Source organism: Streptococcus anginosus subsp. whileyi MAS624, assembly GCF_000478925.1.
Lineage (GTDB): Bacteria > Bacillota > Bacilli > Lactobacillales > Streptococcaceae > Streptococcus > Streptococcus whileyi.
Map to the genome: position 1 here is coordinate 431530 of NZ_AP013072.1, position 13757 is coordinate 445286.

The following is a 13757-nucleotide window of genomic DNA, read 5'->3' on the forward strand; positions in this document are numbered from 1 at the left end:
ATTTAAAGATTCCTGAAAAAGAAAGGAAATACAATGAAAAAATCATATAAATTAGCAAGTGTAACCATGTTGTGCTCTATGCTCTTACTTGGTGCTTGTCATAAACACGAAGTCAAAAGTGGGACAAATGGACATTCAGTAAAAACAACGAAAACAACAAAAAGTAGTAGCTCTAAAAAGACAAAAGCTTCTCAAAATAACAAAACGTCTACTAATGATAATAAAACAACTGATAAAGAGCAAGACAATTCGGTTACAAATGCTCAATCATCAGAGATTAGTAATTCAAATAGCCAAAATAGTGCAAGTAGTCAGCAATCTTCTACTCCTTCAATTGTTCAATCTCAAGGAGGAGGTACTCAAGTAACCTCTGGAACTCTTGAACTGTACCAAGACACGCCAGTTTATGCTTCACCAGATAAATCAAGCGAAGTTGCCTATACTTATCCTAAAGGAAATGTTGATTGGGATCAGTATGTTTTTGAAAACGGTGAAAATTGGTATAGTTTTGTAGTTTCTAATGGAACAGAGTCTAAGCGTTACTACATAGCCTATTCAGATGTAAAACATTAAAGATATTGTTAACCTTTTTTCTTGGACAAGAGAAATATTACAAATAAATTACAAACATTTATAAAATGTGTTAATTTTTACAAAACAAAGTTGTATAATGATTTTGGAATTTAAGGATTCCTGAAAAAGAAAGGAAATACAATGAAAAATTCATATAAATTAGCAAGTATAACTATGTTGTGCTCTTTGCTTTTACTGAGCGCTTGCCATAAAAATGAAACAAAAAGTGATTCGAATGACCATTCGACAGTAAAGACTGCACAAAGTAGTTCTAAAAAAGCAAAATCATCTAAAGCTAAGAAAAAGATGACTGCTAACGCGAGTAGTAATAAAAAAGCAGGGGACAGTACTCAATCTGCTGCTAGTGAACAGATGTCACCTGCTCAATCATCAACTACTCAACCCTCTTCAAGTGCAACTAACGCCGATAGTAATACTTCTCCTGCAGCAGAAGCAAAGTCTACAGTTGACGTAAACGCTCTTGCTAGTGGTGATTTTTCAACAATTTCAGGAACTTGGAGTAATGACTTGGGAAAAAGTATTACCATTAATTCTAATGGTCAAGCTGCTTTTGCAGGTGAGAAAAGAGAGTATGGTCTTACTTCTGAAAAAATAGTCGCGAACACATTTTGGGGAACGATTTATCCTAAAGACGCTCAAGTAGGTGGTGCTGCTTTTATTGTGGTTCCTGCTGGTGTAGCTGATCCTGTTACGGGACAGGTTTCTAATACAGACCGGATTTTGAGTGGGCAAGATGAAAATGCCAATACACATCCTTTCTACAGAAATTAAGATTATAGAAATAAATTAGAAAGTAGGACAAGTGATGAAAAAAATGTTTGATCACAAAGAACAACGTTTTTCCATTCGTAAATATTCGTGTGGTGCGGCTTCTGTTTTGATTGGATGTGTCCTCTTTATGGGCGGTCAAACCGTGTCAGCTGATGAACAAGCCACGACAGGAACAGTACCTGAAGCAGCTCAAGTTGGCACAGCAAATAAGACTCAAAACACAACTGAATCAATTGATGTGTCTTCTCAATCAGCAGCAACTCAAAAAGAAACTGCTGTAACAACAACTGCGCCAGCTAGCTCATCAGCAGACACGGGTGTTGCTAAAACGTCTTCTGAAAATACTCAAAAGACGATAACGGCAGATAAAGCTGTTTCTGTAGCTACAGAGACGACACCTTCTCAACCAACGACTGTTGATGCAGCGACACAGACAGAAGACGAAACAACAAATTCATCTGTTGATGCAACAACAGACACAGCTACCCCTTCAACAACTGTAAAAGTTGAAAAGAGTCCTGTCGAAAAAGAAGCAGGGAAAGAAGAAGCTGATGTTGCGAAATTGATGGATAAAACGCAACCAGCACAACAAGCTCGTCTTGCAGAATCCAAAGTAACGCAAAGTGTACCTTCTTTACCAAGTCAGGGCTATTACACTTATACGAAACGTACGGAAGTGAAAAATGAACCGAAAGCAAGTGCAGCATTGCAATTTTATGTAAATGCGGGGGATCGTGTTTTTTACGACCAAGTTTTGATTGCAGATGGATACCAATGGCTAAGTTACCGCTCTTATAGTGGTGTTCGTCGCTATGCGGCTATTAACAAGCTGATTCAATCTGAACCTCAACAGCCAGCAAAGCAAACACCTTCTTCAACAGGAACTTTCCCTTCTAGAGGAAGATATATTTTCTCTGGAACGACAGAGGTTAAGAATGAAGCCAAATTGTCAGCTCCGACACAATTTACTTTTAATAGAGGCGATAGCGTTAACTATGATAAAGTGCTGGAAAATGATGGTTATCAATGGATTAGCTATATTTCTTATAGTGGAATGCGTCGTTATGCAGCTGTTACAAAGTTAGCTCAGCCAGCACCTCAAAGACCAGCTCAAAGTCAAGTGACAGGTACGATTCACATTGAAAATAAGACCTCGCAAGGCTTTGATGTGGTGGTGACGAATGTCAACTCGACCAAGGGTGTGAAGACGGTGAAGTTGCCTATTTGGTCTAGCCAAGGCGGTCAAGATGACATCATCTGGTACGATGCCACTAAGCAAAATGACGGCACTTATAAATTGAGTGTGGACATTCGTCGTCATAAGAATAACTACGGTGACTATAATGTGCACATGTATTACGTTCAGTCAGACGGCAGCTTGCAAGGTGTGACGGGTACCACGACTAAGGTGGAAGAACCTAAATATAGTGTGACCGGCACGATTCACATTGAAAATAAGACTTCGCAAGGTTTTGATGTGGTGGTGACGAATGTCAGCTCGACCAAGGGTGTGAAGACAGTGAAGCTGCCTGTTTGGTCCAGTCAAGGCGGTCAAGATGACATCATCTGGTACGATGCAGCCAAGCAAACAGATGGCACCTATAAGTTGAGTGTGGATATTCGTCGCCATAAAAATAATCGAGGCGAATACAACATTCACATGTATTACGTTCAGTCGGATGGTAGCTTGCAAGGTGTAACGGGTACCACGACTAAGGTGGAAGAACCCAAATACAGCGTGACTGGCACGATTCACATTGAGAATAAAACTTCGCAAGGCTTTGATGTGGTGGTGACGAATGTCAGCTCGACCAAGGGTGTGAAGACAGTGAAGTTGCCTATTTGGTCTAGTCAAGGCGGTCAAGATGATGTGATTTGGTATGATGCAGTCAAGCAAACAGACGGCACCTACAAGTTGAGTGTGGATATTCGTCGTCATAAAAATAATCGAGGCGAATACAACATTCACATGTATTACGTTCAGTCAGACGGCAGTTTGCAAGGTGTGACGGGTACGACAACTAAGGTGGAAGGCCCTCAAACAGGTGCAAAAGAAGTACAATATAATGGTTCTTACTACTTTATCCAAGGTAAATATGATGAAATTGTAGTGGCAAACAAAAAGCATCCGATGGCTGCTAACTACAATCCTGGTGAAAATCCAACTGCAAAAGCTGCTTTTCTTCGATTAAGAAATGATATGATTGCTCAAGGCTATAATGTTGGTTATGCTTACAGCGGATTTAGAAGTTATGATTATCAAAAAGTTCTGTATCAAAATTATGTGAACAAAGATGGTCAAGCTGCTGCGGATCGTTACTCTGCACGTCCGGGTTATAATGAGCACCAAACAGGTCTTGTCTTTGATTTAACGGATAAAGCGGGCAATCTTTTAGAGGATACTGCTGCAAGTAATTGGTTGAAGAACAATGCATATCGCTACGGTTTTGTAGTCCGTTACCAACCAGGGAAAGAAGCTTCGACAGGATATATGCCAGAAGCATGGCATATTCGTTATATCGGTAAGGAAGCTGATGAAGTTTACCATTCTGGTTTGAGTTTAGAGGAATATTATGGCTTTGAAGGTGGAGATTACGCTTCATCAGTAATCCCGTCAAAACCAACAACTCCGTCTCCCCAAACACCCTCTATCCCTGCTCAAGGTGTCTATCGTTTTACAAAATGCTCCTCTATCAAAGCAGAAGCTAGAATGTCAGCCCCTGAATTGGCTTATTATGATGCCGGGCAATCGGTCACTTATGATAAGGTTTTGAATGCAGATGGTGCGACATGGATTTCTTACATTGCTTTTAGCGGAAAGAGACGGTATATTGCTATTGCTTAATTCAAACTTTACAACATCTACGGTTCAATCCGTAGGTGTTTTTTTATATTTGAAAAACATTGTTTATCGTTTCACAAACTTAGATAAAGCATAAAAGGAAATGCTGTTGTGTATAGGCTTTTTTGATATTTTCTGAGATTGTGAAAATCTGTGAGCAAATTTTTTGTAAACGAATTCAAAAAGTATTATGATATTACCGTAACTAAAAAACAGATTTTGAAATTGCAATTCCATTCTCTGAGATGGAGGATTATTATGTCTAATGTGAAAACAGTGCCCGCTGCTGTTGCTATGCTTCGTGTATTGGAAGCATGGGGTGTGGAAAATGTTTACGGTTACCCTGGTGGTTCTGTCAATTCAACTATGAATGCGCTAGATCTGGAAAAGGAAAACATTCACTTTGTTCAAGTTCGTCACGAACAAGTTGGAGCTCTTGCAGCTGCAGCTCATGCTAAATTGACTGGAAAAATAGGCGTAACTCTTGGATCTGCTGGCCCTGGTGCTGTCAATCTTTTAAATGGCTTGTACGATGCGCGGGAAGATCATGCTCCGGTTTTGGCTTTGGTCGGTCAAGTTCCTAGCACAAATATGAATTATGATTATTTCCAAGAGTTTTCTGAATTACCGATGTTTAGTGATGTTGCGGTTTACAACCGAGTGGTTATGACACCAGAAAGTCTCCCTTATGTTGTTGATAAAGCGATTCGTGAGGCTTATAAACATAATGGTGTAGCTGTTGTTATCATGCCAAATAACTTTGGTTATGTAGAAATTCCAGATGTAGATTATGCTTCTCATACAGCAGAAAAAAACTTACCGCTGCCCCAAGCAACGGATGCCGAAGTGGATCAATTTCTTGAACTAGTAAAAGCAGCTAAGCGTCCTATTTTTCATGTAGGTTCTGGTATCGGGAACAATGCCCAGTTATTGATAGAACTGTCTCAAAAATTGCAAATTCCGATTGCTGTAGCGGGTCTGGCTAAGGGCAAAATTCCAGATGACTTTGAAGCCAACTTAGGAACATTGAATCGTGCTGCTTCTAAGGTTGGTGATGAAGCTTTTGCGGCGGCTGATCTGGTGATTGCTCTTGGGACAAACTTCCCATTTGCCAACTTAGTTTATCGTTCTCATGATTTTAAGTTTGTTTCTATTGATATTGATGCTGCTAATTTTGGTCGTCATCACTACTTGGATTTAGGAATTTTATCAGATTCTGGAAGTTTTCTGAAAAAAGCCTTGGAACGTAGTGAAGCGGTCGCTCCGCAACCATTTTATCAAGCAAGTGTGGCAGCCATGAAAGATTGGAAAGCTTATCTGGCACGTTTAATGCAAAAAGCAGACGGACCACTAGAGTTTGAACAAGTTTATCGCGAAATCAACCGCATTTCAGATGCCAATGCTGTCTATGGTATTGATGTTGGGGACAATATTATCAATAGCTTCCGCTTCTTAAACTTTATACCAGAGAAGAAATGGACAATTTCCGCTCTCTTTGCTACGATGGGGTATGGCTTACCAGCTTCTATCGCAGGTCAATTTGCTTTTCCGAATCGCCAAGTTTTCAATATTGCTGGGGACGGTGCATTTTCAATGGTGATGCAGGATCTGACGACCCAAGTCAAATACCAGTTGCCAATTATTAATATTATCACTTCTAACAATTCACTCAACTTTATCAAGTCTGAACAGGAAGATCTGGTCATGAACTTTTCAGGCGTAGATCTCTACGAAGTAGATTTTGCGAAAGTTGCAGAAGGAATGGGAGTAGAGGGAATAACAGTTAAAACTTTAGAGGAATTGCCAGCTGCATTTGACCGCGCACTTGAAGTTTCAAAATCTGGGAAGCCTGTTCTGATTGATGCTAAAATCACAGACAAACGTGGTATCCCTGTGGAAGAGTTGGAATTGGATATTGTTGATGGTGACTTTGTAGAAAAAATTTCTGCTGGTTATCAAGAAACACATGGTCAAATGAGTCCAGAAGAATTCTTTGCGGCTTATGATGGGCAAGAGCTGCGACCTATTACAGCTTATTTCAAAGAATATGGTGTCAAGCCATAACGTGAGCCACAGCTTATCTTAATTTTTATGACTGTTTATAGTAGAGTTAGAGCGGGAGGCCATCCCTCTCTAACTCTACTATAAATTGCAGAAGCTGTTTCACTTCATTAAATTGGTATAAATTTTATACAAATTCTTATTATTCTGATCTGTTAGATAGACTGATTGAATTTTTTGTTTCGAAAAAATGAAAGCGCTTGCTTATCGAAAGTTCAATCTGCCTTTCTCTGCAGATATGCATTAGACAGGAGGAAACATTATGTCTTACCAAACTAGTAGTGCTGAAGGTCCAGTTGATTTCATTAACACTTATGATTTAGAGTCCATGGCTCAGAAGGTCATTCCCAAAGCTGCATTTGGCTATATCGCAAGTGGAGCCGAAGATACTTTTACTCTGCGGGAAAATATTCGTGCCTTTAACCATAAGCTAATTGTGCCTCATACGCTTCGAAATGTGGAAAATCCAAGTACAGAGATTGAATTTGACGGAGATAAACTATCGTCTCCAATTATTCTAGCTCCGGTAGCGGCTCATAAGCTGGCGAATGTACAAGGAGAAGTGGCTTCAGCAAAAGGTGTGCATGAATTTGGTTCTCTCTATACCACAAGCTCTTATTCAACGGTCGATCTTCCAGAAATTTCGCAAGCTCTTCAAGGAACACCACATTGGTTCCAGTTCTACTTTAGTAAAGATGATGGCATTAACCGTCATATCATGGATCGGGTTAAAGCAGAAGGGTATAAAGCAATTGTTTTGACAGCGGATGCGACTGTTGGGGGCAATCGTGAAGTGGACAAACGCAATGGCTTTGTTTTTCCAGTTGGCATGCCGATTGTAGAAGAATACCTTCCTGATGGTGCAGGCAAGACAATGGACTTCGTTTACAAATCAGCTAAGCAAAAATTATCCCCTCGTGATGTGGAATTTATCGCATCTTACTCAGATCTCCCTGTCTATGTCAAAGGTCCACAATGCCGTGAAGATGTAGAGCGCTCGCTTGATGCCGGTGCTTCTGGTATTTGGGTAACCAACCACGGTGGACGGCAAATTGACGGCGGCCCGGCAGCTTTCGATTCATTGCAAGAAGTGGCTAAAACAGTTGATAAACGTGTACCAATTGTCTTTGATTCAGGTGTCCGTCGTGGTCAGCATGTCTTTAAGGCGCTCGCTTCTGGGGCAGATTTAGTGGCTATTGGGCGACCTGTGATTTATGGCCTAGCTCTTGGTGGTAGTGTTGGTGTCCGCCAAGTCTTTGAGCATATCAATGATGAATTAAAAACAGTGATGCAATTATCTGGTACCCAAACGATTGAAGAAGTAAAACACTTCAAACTTCGTCATAATCCTTATAATCCAACTTTCCCAGTAGACCTACGGGATTTGAAATTGTACTAAAATGGATAAATTATCATCCGACTCTCTTTGGCGTTTCAAAGGGAGTTTTGTTATGCTAAGCGATAGAGAAATGAAGTCAGATATCCGATTTTAATAAAAATGTTCAGTTCTAAATGACAAAAGTTAGCAAAAGTCGTTAATGTACTTGGAAAATAGAATAGTATCACTATTTGACAGTATTTTATAAGAAAACTTCTTCTTTGTTTGTTATAATATAAAGTGTAGAAAACATTTTATATTATAAGGAGGAAGATATGACAGAAAAATTGACTTTTCCAGATGGATTTTTATGGGGCGGAGCGACCGCTGCGAACCAATGTGAAGGGGCCTATGATGTTGATGGTAGAGGTCTTGCAAATGTCGATGTGGTGCCGATTGGTGCGGATCGTTTCCCGATTATTGCTGGTAAGAAAAAGATGTTTGACTTTGAGGATGGCTATTTCTATCCGGCAAAAGAGTCCATTGATATGTACCACCATTTTAAAGAAGATATTGCGCTTTTTGGCGAAATGGGCTTTAAGACTTATCGGCTCTCCATTGCTTGGTCTCGGATTTTTCCAAAGGGAGATGAGCTAGAACCTAACGAAGCAGGCTTGAAATTTTACGAAGATCTCTTTAAGGAATGCCACAAGTATGACATCGAGCCTCTGGTGACCATCACCCATTTTGACTGTCCGATGCACTTGATTGAGGAATACGGGAGCTGGCGCAGCCGCAAAATGCTGGAATTTTACGAGCGTCTCTGCCGCACTCTTTTTACCCGCTACAAGGGGCTAGTCAAATACTGGCTGACTTTCAATGAAATCAACATGATTCTCCATGCGCCTTTTATGGGAGCAGGACTTTACTTTGAAGAAGGGGAAAATGAAGAGCAGGTCAAATACCAAGCAGCTCATCATGAATTGGTAGCCTCAGCTATTGCGACGAAATTGGCACACGAGATCGACCCTGAAAACAAGGTTGGCTGCATGCTGGCAGCTGGTCAGTATTATCCAAATACAGCCAATCCGGCAGATTACTGGGCAGCTTTGCAGGAAGATCGAGAAAGCTATTTCTTCATCGATGTCCAGTCCAGAGGAGAATATCCAAACTATGCCAAGAAGAAATGGGAGCGTTTGGGTATTGAGGTTGAAATGATAAAAGAAGACCTAGACTTGCTCAAGACCTATACGGTGGATTTTATTTCCTTCTCTTATTATTCTAGCCGTGTGGCTTCTGGTGATCCAAAGGTCAATGAAAAAACTGCCGGAAATATTTTTGCCTCGCTTAAGAATCCTTACCTAGAAGCTTCTGAGTGGGGCTGGCAGATTGACCCGCTGGGCTTGCGAATTACCCTTAACGTCATCTGGGATCGCTATCAAAAGCCGATGTTTATCGTGGAAAACGGGCTGGGAGCAGTTGATACGCCAGATGAAAATGGCTATGTCGAAGATGACTACCGTATTGACTATCTAGCAGCCCATATCAAGGCTATGCGCGATGCGATTAATGTAGACGGTGTAGAACTTTTAGGATACACCACTTGGGGCTGCATTGACCTCGTTTCCGCTGGAACTGGTGAAATGAAAAAACGCTATGGTTTCATCTATGTAGACCGTGACAACGATGGAAACGGCACACTCAAACGCTTCAAGAAAAAATCGTTCAATTGGTATAAGGAAGTCATTGCGACTAATGGGGCAAGTGTGAGATAGAGCAATTGGGGCGTGAGACAGGATTTACAATCATTTTAATCATCTCTTTTATTACAATAATTTGGTGAGAGTGGGACAGAAATCAGTGATTTCGTCATCCCACTCTCTTTTTTGCTTTCCGTTGACTTCCGTCTTTTTCCTTGACTAGGGATAAGAGATTTTGTTGGAAATGGACGTAATATGGCTACTATTTTAATCATCGAAGATAATAACGATATTCATGAATTGTTAAAAGATTTGTTTGAAACTGAACACAGAGTTTTCTCAGCTTATTCTGGAACGGAAGGACTGCTTGTTTTTGCGCAGGAAAAGATTGATTTGGTGCTGCTGGACATTATGCTGCCAGGGAAAAACGGTGATCAGGTCTTGGCAGAAATTCGCAAAAGCAGTCAGATTCCAGTGGTCATGCTGACAGCTTTGGGTGAGAAACCGCTGGTTAGTCAATATCTGCTAGATGGTGCCAATGACTATATTGTCAAACCATTCGATCTGGACGAGCTTTTTGCACGTGTGACCGTGCAGCTTCGCAACCACCTTTCACAAGAGCAATCGACGGAAATTCAAAGAATAAAAAATATCCGTCTTTCACCAGATACATTTGAAGTGGTCAATGGCGAGAAACGGGTTCGTTTGGGGAAGAAGGAGTATCAGATATTTCAAACCTTGCTTTGTCACCCTAAGAAGATTTACACAAAGGAAGAACTGTTTGAGTTGATTTGGGAAGAGGCATATTTGCCAGGAGACAACACGCTCAACACTCATCTCAGCAATCTTCGCAAGAAATTGGCACAAGTAGATGATTCGGAAGAATATATCGAAACGATTTGGGGACTGGGTGTACGACTTAAGGAGGACTGAGAATGCTTGAATTTATACTAATTATGTTCATCGGTCTGCTTGGGTTCTTGCTCGTGCGTTATCATGTTGCGGTCCGTAATTTTTCACAGCAGATTCGTGAGAAACGAGAAACTGGTAGTCAAATTCGTTTGGCACCTCAAAACCACACCCAAACGATTGTTGAGTTGGCAAATGAAGTTGAAAAGCTCTTTCAAGAAATAGAGCAGACAAGTTTTATCGCTCGTCAGGAAAAGAAAACCTTGGATATGGCGATTAGCAATATTGCTCATGATATTCGCACACCCTTGACCATTGCTAGTGGCTGTACCCAACAGCTTATAAAGGGAAAAGAAGAAAATGAACAGCTGTTGAAAATTGCGACCAATCTGTCCGTTGTTTCCAATCGTTTGGAAGCGCTCATGGAATATCGTCGTCTTATGGAAGGGGCTGTTCGACCGCAGTTTCGACAAATAGATATTTCCAAACTGGTTGCAAAGCAAATGCTTTCTTTTTATGATGCCTTTCAAAAGCAAGGAATTGAATTGCAAGTAAATTTGCAGGAGGGGTTAGTAATAAAGACAGATCCAGAAATTTTGGAGCGGATTGTCCAAAATATGCTGAGTAATGTCCTCAAGCATGGAAAGGAAACTGCCCAGCTGTCTTTAATCCGAAAAGATGCGGCTATTCATTTAAGTGTAAAAAACATTGTCCGTCAGCCCATTCAACATTTGGAAAAATTGACCAATCGTTTTTATTCTGAAAACCTCTCTAACACGGAAGAATCTTCTGGTTTGGGACTTTATATCACTCAACAACTGGTAGATATTCTTGGCGGTGATTTAACCATGAAAGCTAAAGGAGAATGGTTTGAATTGCTTATCCGTTTGTGAATATTTTATACAGAAAAACAACTAATCATTTGACTAGCTGTTTTCTTTTGTTATAAATCTTTTCTTTTAAACACTTGCAAACCACTAAATGTAAAAAGAAGTGTGATGAGAAGAGCAATTATTATGGTTTTGAATACCATATCCTGTTTAGAAACCATGTCAAAATAGAATTGCATGTTCAAGTATTTCAACCAGTCAATATCTGGGTAAAAGGCAGTTGGTAGACTTAGCAGGGAAACACCGACAAAATAGGTGAAAATAGCAGCTATAATAGAATTTGTAGCATACAGTACGAAAGAAACAAGGCTAACCCAAGCTAGGGTACAAATAAATTGAACCCCTATCGTAATGAGAAAATTAGAAAGGAAATGTTTGGGTGCGGTTCCCATGCCATTGATGAGTGTAGCAGGAATAAATGAGGAATAGGTTAGAATCAATTGAAGTACGATGAGACTTGCCAGAACAAATAACTTAGACAAATAGAATTCTGTTCGTGAGATACCGCTAGTAATAGAATTTTTATATAATTTTTGAGTAAGATCAATTCCAATTAATAAAACAACAAGGATGATAATAAAAATAATAGTATTACTAAAATTACCAGAAGTTTTAGTGATAGCTTCAAAACCAGTCCAACTACTCTTCTTCTCCAATGCGTTTAAAGCTTTTGTGTCTGTATGTACCCCTACATTCCCCATAACACCATAGAGCACACCGGATAATAGTGTGATGATAAAGAAGAACTCCGTAATCCAAAAACCCTTTGAGCGAAAGAAACGATAAAAGTCTGCTTGAATTGTGTGGAACATGATAAACCTCCCTATTCTACCAAATCTGTAAAGTATTTTTCTAAATCTTGGCGAGCATAGTAAATTTCGTTAATGGTAACATTCTCTGCCCCTAGCGTTTGAACAATCTTGTTGATTTCGTGCGAGTGAGTGAAAATATGCAGCTCGTCTGTTGCATTTACAACTTTGAGGCGGTAGCCTAGTTGATCGTGAAGAATTTTGCTTGCTTCAGCAAGATTATTTGTTTTCAAAACGATATAATCTTCATTATCTTCTTCAAATTCTACTTTCGTAATTTCTTTGATGAGATGACCATTTTCAATGATGCCGAATTTTGTAGCGACCAAGTATAGTTCACTTAAAATATGACTGGAAATGATGAAGGTCATATTCAATTCTTCATTGAGGCGTTGCACCAACTGGCGGAATTCTTTGATTCCGACAGGGTCAAGCCCGTTAATCGGTTCATCCAAAATCATTAAATCAGGTTTTGACAGAAGAGCAATGGCAATGCCCAAACGCTGTTTCATGCCAAGAGAAAAATCTCGGAATTTTTTCTTGCCAGTATTGGTCAAGCCCACGTAAGAGAGAGTTTCTTGGATAACCTTATCCGTATTTGGGATATGCCGTATCTTGCAACAATAGTTTAAGTTTTCATAGGCCGTCAAGTGATTGTAAGCAGCGGGTGCTTCAATGACAGAACCAACTCGCTTGAGAGCGTGCGTCCATTCGGAGTTATTAGAAGAGCCAAAGAGAGCGACCGTACCGCTATTGGGCTGAATCAGCTGGGTAATCACTTTGATAAGCGTTGTCTTACCAGCTCCATTTTTCCCAATTAGCCCGTAAATTTCTCCTTGCTTCACGGTGAGACTGACATCATTCAAAGCGAGTTGTTGTCCAAATCTCTTGCTGATGTGTTTCACATTTACAACAGTTTCCATAACATGACCTCCATTTTTTCTATCGTAGAGTTTCTCCTCTCTTCAAGAATTAGTATACAAAATGCTTGTCAAATAAGTCTCAAGCAATTCTCAAATATTTCTAAAATTTAAAAAATCTGAGAAAACCTCAGATTTCACAATTTTGTAGGATAAATCTTTCAATCATAGCGGCCATTTCTTGAGGATGGTCTGTGTTAAGTGTATGATTTCCACCTGAAAGTGTCACAAAATCTGCTTGTGGTAAAGCTGTAGCTAATTTTTTAGAGGAAGGCAGGTTAGGCCAATCTTTGCTGCCACAGATGATGAGGCTGGGAAGTTGTATTGCACTTAGTTGACTTGATAAATCTAAATTTTTCAAGTCTTTTAACAGGCCAACAAAAGATTTTTTATGAAGCCCCTCTTTTTTGAATAGGGAGTCTGGTAGGCAAGAGAAGATAAGCAGCTGGAGTTTATAGAGTAGATTGGAGCTTAGTTTATATTGAGTTCCTGATAAAACGAGTGCTTGGAGCTGAGGAAATTGTTGGCCCACCTTTAAGGCAAGAGTTCCACCGAGAGACAATCCAACTAGAACAAATGGTTCGTTGATGGCTTGAAGTTCCTGACAAAGGTGTTGTTCTAGCTGAGAGACTGTAATGATGTTGTTATTTGTGTAAAAGAGGTCTAAAGCCTCGGTGTCATATTGTGGCAGAAGTTCACGGACTTTATCCCAAGAGTGTTTATCCTGTCCAAGACCGTGTAAAAAAATGATTTTCATGAGTGATTCCTTTTTATTTTCAACAAAAGAGATGGGAACGATTGTAAGAGTAAACCTATTAAAATCTATCATAAATTGGATTACCTGATATCATTATAGCATAAAGAAGGTGTTTGTGTTGCGATAGAATTAGACGATGACCTACTTTAAATGGATAAAAAGATCTTCTAAAAAATAAAATTGATC

Annotated in this window: 11 protein-coding genes; 8 read left to right on the forward strand and 3 right to left on the reverse strand. The window is 39.9% G+C overall.

The window, feature by feature from the left end:
* Window positions 1–33: 33 nt before the first annotated feature.
* The 8 genes from ANG_RS02295 to ANG_RS02330 all read left to right on the forward strand — a co-directional run bounded on the left by ANG_RS02295 (window position 34) and on the right by ANG_RS02330 (window position 11088).
* Window positions 34–573, forward strand: coding sequence for an SH3 domain-containing protein (locus ANG_RS02295; protein WP_003037787.1), 540 nt, complete (start codon window positions 34–36; stop codon window positions 571–573).
* Window positions 574–714: 141 nt separating this feature from the next.
* Window positions 715–1365, forward strand: a complete 651-nt coding sequence (locus tag ANG_RS02300; RefSeq protein ID WP_020999824.1) for a DUF6287 domain-containing protein — start codon at window positions 715–717, stop codon at window positions 1363–1365.
* Between the two features lie 34 nt (window positions 1366–1399).
* Window positions 1400–4210, forward strand: a complete 2811-nt coding sequence (gene ldcB / locus ANG_RS02305; protein ID WP_003037692.1) for an LD-carboxypeptidase LdcB/DacB — start codon at window positions 1400–1402, stop codon at window positions 4208–4210.
* Between the two features lie 255 nt (window positions 4211–4465).
* The gene (gene spxB, locus ANG_RS02310) at window positions 4466–6271 is read left to right on the forward strand and encodes a pyruvate oxidase (protein ID WP_003037777.1); all 1806 of its coding nucleotides are present in this window, start codon (window positions 4466–4468) and stop codon (window positions 6269–6271) included.
* 259 nt (window positions 6272–6530) lie between these two features.
* Complete coding sequence (gene lctO, locus ANG_RS02315; protein ID WP_003037688.1) at window positions 6531–7667, forward strand: L-lactate oxidase; 1137 nt, start codon at window positions 6531–6533, stop codon at window positions 7665–7667.
* 254 nt (window positions 7668–7921) lie between these two features.
* A complete protein-coding gene (locus ANG_RS02320) occupies window positions 7922–9361 on the forward strand; it encodes a 6-phospho-beta-glucosidase (RefSeq protein WP_003037795.1) in 1440 nt (479 codons plus the stop codon).
* 180 nt (window positions 9362–9541) lie between these two features.
* Window positions 9542–10219, forward strand: coding sequence for a response regulator transcription factor (locus ANG_RS02325; protein WP_003037807.1), 678 nt, complete (start codon window positions 9542–9544; stop codon window positions 10217–10219).
* Between the two features lie 2 nt (window positions 10220–10221).
* Complete coding sequence (locus tag ANG_RS02330) at window positions 10222–11088, forward strand: sensor histidine kinase (protein WP_003037699.1); 867 nt, start codon at window positions 10222–10224, stop codon at window positions 11086–11088.
* 50 nt (window positions 11089–11138) lie between these two features.
* Here ANG_RS02330 and ANG_RS02335 read toward each other — a convergent pair whose 3' ends face one another.
* From ANG_RS02335 to ANG_RS02345, 3 genes are all read right to left on the reverse strand, one after another.
* Window positions 11139–11897 (reverse strand): ABC-2 family transporter permease, encoded by a 759-nt coding sequence (locus ANG_RS02335; RefSeq protein WP_003037785.1) that lies wholly within the window; start codon window positions 11895–11897, stop codon window positions 11139–11141.
* Between the two features lie 11 nt (window positions 11898–11908).
* A complete protein-coding gene (locus ANG_RS02340) occupies window positions 11909–12817 on the reverse strand; it encodes an ATP-binding cassette domain-containing protein (protein ID WP_003037721.1) in 909 nt (302 codons plus the stop codon).
* A gap of 127 nt (window positions 12818–12944) precedes the next feature.
* A complete protein-coding gene (locus ANG_RS02345; protein ID WP_020999823.1) occupies window positions 12945–13643 on the reverse strand; it encodes an alpha/beta fold hydrolase in 699 nt (232 codons plus the stop codon).
* Between the last annotated feature and the right edge of the window lie 114 nt (window positions 13644–13757).

What these genes read in the sequence shown, in the direction of transcription:
- ANG_RS02295 (WP_003037787.1), top strand. Translation starts at nt 34, where the DNA reads ATGAAAAAATCATATAAATTAGCAAGTGTAACCATGTTGTGCTCTATG.
- ANG_RS02300 (WP_020999824.1), top strand. Translation starts at nt 715, where the DNA reads ATGAAAAATTCATATAAATTAGCAAGTATAACTATGTTGTGCTCTTTG.
- ldcB (WP_003037692.1), top strand. Translation starts at nt 1,400, where the DNA reads ATGAAAAAAATGTTTGATCACAAAGAACAACGTTTTTCCATTCGTAAA.
- spxB (WP_003037777.1), top strand. Translation starts at nt 4,466, where the DNA reads ATGTCTAATGTGAAAACAGTGCCCGCTGCTGTTGCTATGCTTCGTGTA.
- lctO (WP_003037688.1), top strand. Translation starts at nt 6,531, where the DNA reads ATGTCTTACCAAACTAGTAGTGCTGAAGGTCCAGTTGATTTCATTAAC.
- ANG_RS02320 (WP_003037795.1), top strand. Translation starts at nt 7,922, where the DNA reads ATGACAGAAAAATTGACTTTTCCAGATGGATTTTTATGGGGCGGAGCG.
- ANG_RS02325 (WP_003037807.1), top strand. Translation starts at nt 9,542, where the DNA reads ATGGCTACTATTTTAATCATCGAAGATAATAACGATATTCATGAATTG.
- ANG_RS02330 (WP_003037699.1), top strand. Translation starts at nt 10,222, where the DNA reads ATGCTTGAATTTATACTAATTATGTTCATCGGTCTGCTTGGGTTCTTG.
- ANG_RS02335 (WP_003037785.1), bottom strand. Translation starts at nt 11,897, where the DNA reads ATGTTCCACACAATTCAAGCAGACTTTTATCGTTTCTTTCGCTCAAAG.
- ANG_RS02340 (WP_003037721.1), bottom strand. Translation starts at nt 12,817, where the DNA reads ATGGAAACTGTTGTAAATGTGAAACACATCAGCAAGAGATTTGGACAA.
- ANG_RS02345 (WP_020999823.1), bottom strand. Translation starts at nt 13,643, where the DNA reads ATGATAGATTTTAATAGGTTTACTCTTACAATCGTTCCCATCTCTTTT.